Source organism: Siminovitchia terrae (assembly GCF_003605405.2).
Lineage (GTDB): Bacteria > Bacillota > Bacilli > Bacillales > Bacillaceae_C > Siminovitchia > Siminovitchia terrae.
Genome location: NZ_QYTW02000001.1, coordinates 499,784 through 507,736, shown reverse-complemented (window position 1 = coordinate 507,736; position 7,953 = coordinate 499,784). Strand labels below are relative to the sequence as shown.

The 7,953-nt window shown below is 39.4% G+C and carries 5 protein-coding genes and 2 pseudogenes; 5 read left to right on the top strand and 2 right to left on the bottom strand.

From position 1 onward, the window contains the following. A partial coding sequence (locus tag D5F11_RS02390; RefSeq protein ID WP_185830451.1) for a transposase occupies nucleotides 1-239 on the bottom strand: 239 nt, incomplete at its 3' end. A gap of 898 nt (nucleotides 240-1,137) precedes the next feature. After that, nucleotides 1,138-1,350, bottom strand: a pseudogene (locus D5F11_RS02385) (tyrosine-type recombinase/integrase); the annotation flags it as partial. A gap of 474 nt (nucleotides 1,351-1,824) precedes the next feature. Here D5F11_RS02385 and D5F11_RS02380 point away from each other — a divergent pair. The 5 genes and pseudogenes from D5F11_RS02380 to D5F11_RS27255 form a co-directional block, all read left to right on the top strand. Continuing rightward, entirely contained in the window at nucleotides 1,825-2,853 is a 1,029-nt protein-coding gene (locus tag D5F11_RS02380) for a sugar-binding transcriptional regulator (RefSeq protein WP_120115667.1), read from the top strand. Nucleotides 2,854-2,857: 4 nt separating this feature from the next. Next, nucleotides 2,858-3,865 (top strand): type I glyceraldehyde-3-phosphate dehydrogenase, encoded by a 1,008-nt coding sequence (gene gap / locus D5F11_RS02375; RefSeq protein WP_120115668.1) that lies wholly within the window; start codon nucleotides 2,858-2,860, stop codon nucleotides 3,863-3,865. Between the two features lie 1,638 nt (nucleotides 3,866-5,503). Beyond that, nucleotides 5,504-5,680: a transposase gene (locus D5F11_RS27980; protein ID WP_120115669.1), complete on the top strand. Its 177-nt coding sequence runs from the start codon at nucleotides 5,504-5,506 to the stop codon at nucleotides 5,678-5,680. 383 nt (nucleotides 5,681-6,063) lie between these two features. Then, the gene (locus D5F11_RS02365) at nucleotides 6,064-7,107 is read left to right on the top strand and encodes a LacI family DNA-binding transcriptional regulator (protein WP_120115670.1); all 1,044 of its coding nucleotides are present in this window, start codon (nucleotides 6,064-6,066) and stop codon (nucleotides 7,105-7,107) included. Between the two features lie 247 nt (nucleotides 7,108-7,354). Beyond that, nucleotides 7,355-7,478: pseudogene (locus D5F11_RS27255) on the top strand (transposase); the annotation flags it as partial. Nucleotides 7,479-7,953: the final 475 nt, after the last annotated feature.

Below are 7,953 nucleotides of genomic sequence, written 5' to 3'. Positions count from 1 at the left end.
CTTGTCTTTAAGGTTTTCTTGCCATAACCATTACGCCTGTTGTCTGTTTCCTGTTCATTTTTGTCATTGGATTCATATTCCAGATGGTTATCCATTTCACCTTTTAACATGGCCTCAAACATGGGGCCGAATATATCTTTCAGTGCATTCTGCATATCTTCAACAGTTTTTGGTTGGTAGTTTTCTAGGATCTGATTTGCTAATTCAACTGATTTCTCTTCTCGTTTAGATTTAGCCATTAGAAATACCTCCCATTCATTTATTGTATTCTACCAATAAAAAAAAACCAAACAGCGAAGCAAGAGCCGTACGCTCTCTCACTTACACAGTTTAGTTTACACTCCCTCTTTTTATATATATAAACAACTGAAATACTAGTTAATTCTATTAATCTTTCGAACAAAATTTAGCAAACTTCTGGTCGTGGCACCAAAAATTAAAGAAGCTTTTCTAAAAGTGAATGATCCCTTGTGCTACTCCAGGTATTAACCTTACCTTTTGACGATTACCCTAATTTATCTAGTTGAATTTTCTTTTGTTACCATTCCCTTTACCTTCACTCAATAAGAGATATTTTACCTGATTTTTAGATTTCTCCATATATGTCTTTGTCCCCGAGCACCTTTGTGGCATAACCTATAATATCATTCAATAAAGGAGGAGTTTTTTTATGCCATTCTTCATAGGTGGTTTCGGTGGTCCACGTTACCGTTTCCGTCGAGGTCCCATTTTTGGTCCTCGCTATCGTTTTCGCCGTGGCCCATTTATCTATTAATGGTTGTCACTTTTCTTTTGATAAATTTGAGAAGTTTTACTACTAATAATAAGGTAAACACTACTACATCTATATGTCTGCCATCACTACTCAAGCCATATGGAGTGCGTGAACAACTGTAACCGACTATCTGCTTGAAATTGCTAACATTTTGCTAAAGCAATGTAGTAAAAGGCATAAAACATCGTTCACGATGTTACACCTGTAGAAGGTAAAAACCTTGATTTGACGCACTTTCGGTAAAATCCGTGAACGATGTTACAGGTCAAAGTCTTATGCCTGGCATGATGTAAGACCCTCCTGAAACCCTTATACGTCAAAGGTTTTAAGGAAAGTGTTAGCGCCATCTAACATATTAAAGATTATTGTAGGCTTCTCATTAGTTGAGTAAACTTCTGAGAAGCCTCTTTTTTCATTTCTTTAGTTATGTGTAAATAAACGTTTCGGGTGGTACTATCATCAGAATGTCCGTGACGGTCCATAATCTGTTCCAACCCAACACCGGCTTCGGCCAATAATGACCGTAATGAGTGTGGGGGAAGTTCCTGATTAAGAGCGCTAAGTTTTAATAAGCGTGCAGGGGATTGAACGGATAATGTTATATCCTTCAATACTTTTTGCTTAGTCAAAATCCATCTAAACTGTACTAATAAAAAGGCGCTCAACCCCTTGGTAATAAAGAGATTGGCTCTTCTGTTATATCGGGATTACAAGATTTTCCCCTGCGACTCCTAGCACCCCATGGTGAAAGATTGATTAAATACATGAAAGGATTTAATCAATTGCTAAATCATCATTAAAGATAAGAGGTGAATTTCGGAGAAGGCATATAATAAAATACTCTCAAGTCCTACTCCAATAAGTTGATTGAACTTCCGCTAATTTGGTTAATAATGATAGAAAAGTCAAAATAATGGAATTTCCCAAAAGGACAAATAATTTGTTGAAGATTTTCCAAACGGGTGCTAATATGTTCATATTAGTATATTTATTTTTGTCCCTGAGGGACGGAAAACGTCCCAAAGGGACACTATAGAAAGAGGAGCGTTATGAAGGATTTATTAAAGTGGCAACAGGAATTGGTACCTGATCTGTTAGCTCAAATTGAACTTCGTTATTCTATCCTGCGGTCTATTCGTCTAACTGAACCGGTTGGTCGGAGGCTTTTGGCCCAAATGTTGGATATGACGGAACGGGTGTTAAGAAGTGAAGTGGATCTTTTAAAGGCGCAACAGCTGATCGAGTATCATACAGACGGTATGCGATTGACCAAAAGCGGAAGAGAATTGTTATCAGGCTTAGAAGAGTTCATGAGAGAGACTTCCGGATTGAATAAAGCGGAACAACAGTTAAATAAAATATTGGGAATCACAAAGACAATTATTGTTCCAGGTGACAGTGACAAGATGCCCTTGATAAAGGATGAAATCGGAAAAGCCTGCGCTCGTATACTTGAGGACAAATTGGGAGAGAAAAATATCATAGCGGTCACAGGTGGAACAACTATGGGTTCTGTGGCTGAAGCGCTTGCGCATATTGATACGGCCGGAAAGGAAGTACTATTTGTACCAGCGCGGGGGGGAGTAGGCGGAAAGGTGAGTGATCAGGCCAATTCCATTTCTGCGGCCATGGCAGAAAATACAGGCGGGGCTCATCGCGCGTTATATGTGCCGGATGAGGTGAGCAATGAACTTCGCTCCATATTATTAAAAGAACCATCCATAAATGATGTCCTGGGTTTGATTCGTTGGGCAGATATTGTGTTGCATGGCATCGGAGATGCATTGAAAATGGCTGAACGCCGGAACACGGATGATGAAATTATGAACAAGATTATAAAGGGACACGCTGAAGGAGAGGCTTTCGGCTATTATTTTGACTGCGAAGGAAATGTCGTGCATAAAGTCTCCACCATCGGTTTACAGCTGGAGGATCTTCCGCATGCTAAGCATGTCATTGCAGTTGCCGGAGGCAAATCAAAGGCGACAGCCATCCGTTCATATATGAAAAATGCGCCGGAGTCGACCATCCTGGTCACTGATGAAGGTGCCGCGATGGAAATTTTAAAGGGGGAATAAAAACATGTCAGTAAAAGTAGGAATAAATGGTTTCGGAAGAATCGGCAGGAATGTTTTTCGGGCAGCTTTAAGGCACCCGGAAGTTGAAATCGTGGCTGTGAATGACTTGACGGATGCCCAGATGCTGGGACATTTGTTGGAGTTTGATTCAGTACATGGAGCTCTTAACGAGGAAATTCATGTGGAAAATAGTGAAATCATAGTGGGCGGCCGCAAATTGAAGGTGCTCGCTGAAAGGGATCCTTCCCAAATCGGCTGGAGAGAGCTTGGTGTTGATGTGGTGATTGAGTCCACCGGACGTTTTACTAAAAGGAATGACGCCGCCAAACATTTGGAAGCAGGTGCAAGGAAAGTCATCATATCGGCTCCTGCAACAGATGAAGATATAACTATTGTGATGGGGGTGAATGAAGAGGAGTATGACCCGGAAAAAGATCATGTTATATCAAATGCTTCCTGTACAACAAATTGCCTTGCACCGTTTGCTAAAGTATTGAACAAGAAATTCGGCATCCGGCGCGGTATGATGACTACCGTCCACTCTTATACGAATGACCAGCAAATCCTAGATTTGCCTCACAATGATTACCGCCGTGCTCGGGCAGCTGCCGAATCGGTCATACCGACAACGACAGGTGCGGCTAAGGCAGTCTCACTTGTTCTTCCGGAATTAAAAGGAAAGCTAAACGGGATGGCGATGCGTGTTCCTACGCCAAATGTATCAGTTGTCGACCTTGTTGCAGAATTGGAAAAAGAGGTTACAGTCGAAGAGGTGAACGCTGCACTTAAGGCCGCATCCAAGGGTGATATGAAAGGCATATTGGGATACTGCGAAAAACCCCTTGTTTCCCGCGACTTTAATGGTGATCCGCATTCTTCCGTGATTGATGCCCTATCCACAATGACTCTTGAGGGCAATATGGTCAAGGTTCTGTCTTGGTATGACAATGAAACTGGTTATTCAAATCGGCTTGTTGATCTAGCAGCTTATATCAAAAAAAGAGGTTTATAGATTTTTTGTAATAGAGGAGTCATCCAGACTTATCCGTCGTTTGAATGTGGCCATTTCTCCAGTTCGTGTGGGCGGCAAAGCGATACGTTCTTCTGGGACTTGTATGTATCTCCTTTTGACAACTCCAACGCTTTTAAAGAAGGCGTTTCGATAACTAAAAAAGGATGCGATGGCTGCGCTCCCCTGTTTGCCTATATAGGATAAGAAGGTTACGGGGGCAAGGTGGAAGTGCGTGAAAGGAGTGACCGGGCCCTGATTTTCTCCGGAAGGCAATTGAGCTCGCAAAATACATGAGGGGTCAAACGTTTCTTTAGCGAATGGATTCTGCATGTGACAGTGCCGACAATATGATTAACCGTGTGAACCTTGTAATCAAGCGGAATCTAGAAAGAACAGCCAGGGCACTCGCCTTGAAGAGCCTTAGTAAAAGGTATATACAGTCGTGCGCCTCTACACCATTAAGGGGACGGGAGTTCCCGTCCGTATTGCCTTTCAGGTCATGGGATGGACAATCGATAAAGACGGACAGATACTGCTTGTTCCAGAAACGGATTCCAAACTTACTATATGTCATTGCCTGTTCCGGCTTCCGCTGCAATCGCCATGTGTCGGAATTATGTAACCATCGAGTTTCACAGTGAATTAAAGACAGAACTGGACCTAGAGCGCTTTCCTTCAGGAGAGTTTGTAACGAAAGACTGTGCACTTTACTTTGGCCTGTTGCATAAAATCTGCTTCCATCGGACAGGAAAGCTTGAAAACCATTAAAAAAACATGTGAAAAGATGCCGTATACGAACGGTCATTCAAAAATATGATTACCTTATCCTCGGAGTTTGCCTATTGAGGCAGGCAATGAAAATTAAAAATCCACAGGTATAATCGCTGGCTTCTGGTATTTGAAAGCCTCTATTACGCTTTTTATTAGACCTCATCGTTAAAACAAATAGCCTTAAAAGATGCAAAGTCTCTAAGCTTATTTCAGGATGCCTTCAAAAGCGCTTTAAAAGCTGAAAACAAATGAAATATTCTGCTTTTTGTTTTCTCACTCATTTATCAAAAAGAAATTCAGAATGTATAGGCACAGCGACGTATTTTTAGGTGTTAACAACCTATATTGGATTCAGGTTGAAGTTTACATTTTATCCAAAACAATACTTTTGTGGACAAGGTTGTTGTATACGTGACAAACTTGAAAGAGTTTAATGCAATGCTAATGGTTAATAAAATTGAATTTAAAAAATGCGGCATGTGTATAGAAATCTATTGAAACTATGCCGTATTTATCATAGGGCCAATTACCATTAATGAAAGCTTGAAAAAAAAATCAATGTAAGATACAATCAAAGGAAGCGCTTACCCAGGTGATAAGGGTATGCACGCTCACCAGTGTTGTGCATAGAAACAAAATATTGAAAGTTACTCCAAATAATCAATGATATATAGAATCTAAAAGGTAAAGTCCTTTATTATAGTCTGTACAGGTGGTTTCTGTCCAAATTCAATAAAAAGGACTCACACATGGACAAGAATATACAAAAAACTTCATTTGATAATTGGGGCGGCTCCATTAAAAATTGTCTACCCAGATGGAATATATGGATAGACAACAACTCGGACAGAAAATGTCTTTTGAATAATGGGAATTCTAGATCACAAGGGCAAGGAAATGCGATTAATTACAAATCGATTTGATAGTACTGCTGAAGAAATCAGCGAAATCTATCGGTCACGTTGGGCGATTGAGTTATTCTTCAAGTGGATTAAGTTGCACGTGGAAATAAACACTACAATGGTCAGAATAAAAATGCTTTAAAAATCAGATTTACCTTGCATTAATTGAGTATTGTTTAACTAATTTAGTTCAATCCGAAACCCAAAGTAAGAAGATACTTCTTCAAATAACGTTGGTTAAAAGCAATACTCTGGAGAGGGGAACGTCATTGAATACGGCAATTCTAGAAAGCCGAAGTCCCATAAAAGCCTATCTTACCAACCTTCTCTACCGCCGTCTATTTGTATACCATCACCAAATAAACAGGGCTACCTTTTTTAAGGTACTTGCCTTTATGGCCAAATAGCAATGGGAACTTAACTGGAAATTTGATTTGTTTTTATACATCACTAGTGGTATACACTATAATATTAAAATAGAAAACAAACTATTTAAGTAGTTTAACGAAGACGAGGAGAACTGGTGTGAAACCGACGATATATGAAGTAGCAAAAGCTGCGAATGTTTCAATTGCAACTGTTTCTAAAGTGCTTAATAAAACTGGACGTATTAGTGAAAAAACTATAAGAAAAGTGCATGAAGTAATAGAAGAATTAAACTATCAACCAAATATGATTGCATCGGCGCTAATGGGGAAACAAACAAAAACGATTGGCTTACTTATTCCAGATATGGCTAACCCGTTTTTTTCAGAATTGGCAAGGAGTATTGAAGATCGTGGAGAGGAACTTGGCTACAATCTGGTCATGTGCAACACAGATTATAAAATAGATAAAGAGAATCAATATCTGGCACTTTTAAAACAGAAAAGTGTAGATGGATTTATTCTGGCTTCAGGTTTTGAAAATATCGAGAAAGTAAAAGAGTTAATGAAAGAGGAAATACCAGTAGCAATTGTAGCCCGCGATTTTCCGATGTTTTCTGTTAATGCAGTGGCGCTGGATGACTTCATGGGTGGCTATCAAGCGGCTTCTTATTTGATTGGATTAGGCCATACAAATATCGGAATCGTTGCGCTTGATGTATGGAGTAATAGGGAACGAATCCGGGGTTTTAAACAAGCATTAAATGAAAATAATCTTGAGTTTTCAAAGGATTTTGAATTTATCACTGAGTCTACGATGGAAGCTGGTAAATTTATCACACATAAGTATTTAAACGGAAGTAATGTACCGTCTGCTATTTTTGCTTGTAATGATTTATTAGCAACTGGAGTACTTCAAGCGGCGAAAGAAAATAAAGTGAATGTGCCAGGAGAGCTATCGGTTGTCGGTTTCGATAATACGCTTATCGCAAGGATTGTTGAACCCCCTTTAACGACTATTTCTCAACCAATTCAAAGTATGGGCAAACAAGTGATGGACTTAATTGTATCTATGATTAAGGGAGAAGAAAAAGATAAAATCCGACTCACCCTACTTCCTTCACTTGTTGAGCGGCAATCTACCGCGAAATTTAAAATGCCCCCCAAATTGTCAGACGGTGCTGTAGAAGAGGTTGAAAAGTAGGCTATATTAAGACGATAAACTTTTGTTTTACTTCCTAACAAACAGTTTATCAATGATAATATCCGAATGTTGTTGATTCACTTATTTAAGTTCCAAATGCGTGGTCTAACGCCACCGTTTTTAGACGGTATTAGCTTTTAGCCTTATTGTCGTATGTCCATACGTAAAATGAGGTGAAAGTATGGACGGATACAGAAAAAATAGTTACGCGGTATATGCCACCAAGTAGGGCTATAAGGTGTTTCAAGATGAATTCCTCGAGCTTAAAAAGAGGTTTTGGGGACAACAATTTATGGGCGAGAGGTTATTTTTGTGCAACAGTTGGCACTGTAACGGAAGAAATAATAAGAAATTACATAGAAAACCAGTTCAATGAAGCGTGGAGTACGACTTTAGTCGTCGACATTTATGTTAAAGTCCACCTGCTAAAACAGGTGGTGTGTAAGTACACTATTATGTTCTTTTTGATTTTTCTACATTTTGAAAAAGACGTTGTTATGGCATTTCCATACACTCTTTATGAGATTCATTGAGGACTGTATGGCGGATTTAAAGTCCCAATTGATTTTTATGCTCTTCGAGAAACGGTTGGATCAATTTTGCATGGTGAATTGTTCAGTTTACGTATATCCTTGTAAGGATAGATAGACGGCTTGGAAACGTTCAAAATAACGTCGTGTCGGTCTTAAGTGTTATGTATAGCCTCAACTCGGAGGATAATACTGGAGTTTGTTTCAGTCTGACTTATCGGAGTAGTTAGGGATTCCAAGCGTCGAAGCGTATTTGATTAAGATCCGTAAGATAGGGCGCACCTCCTTTTTAAAAAAATATTTAAATAGGTTGACT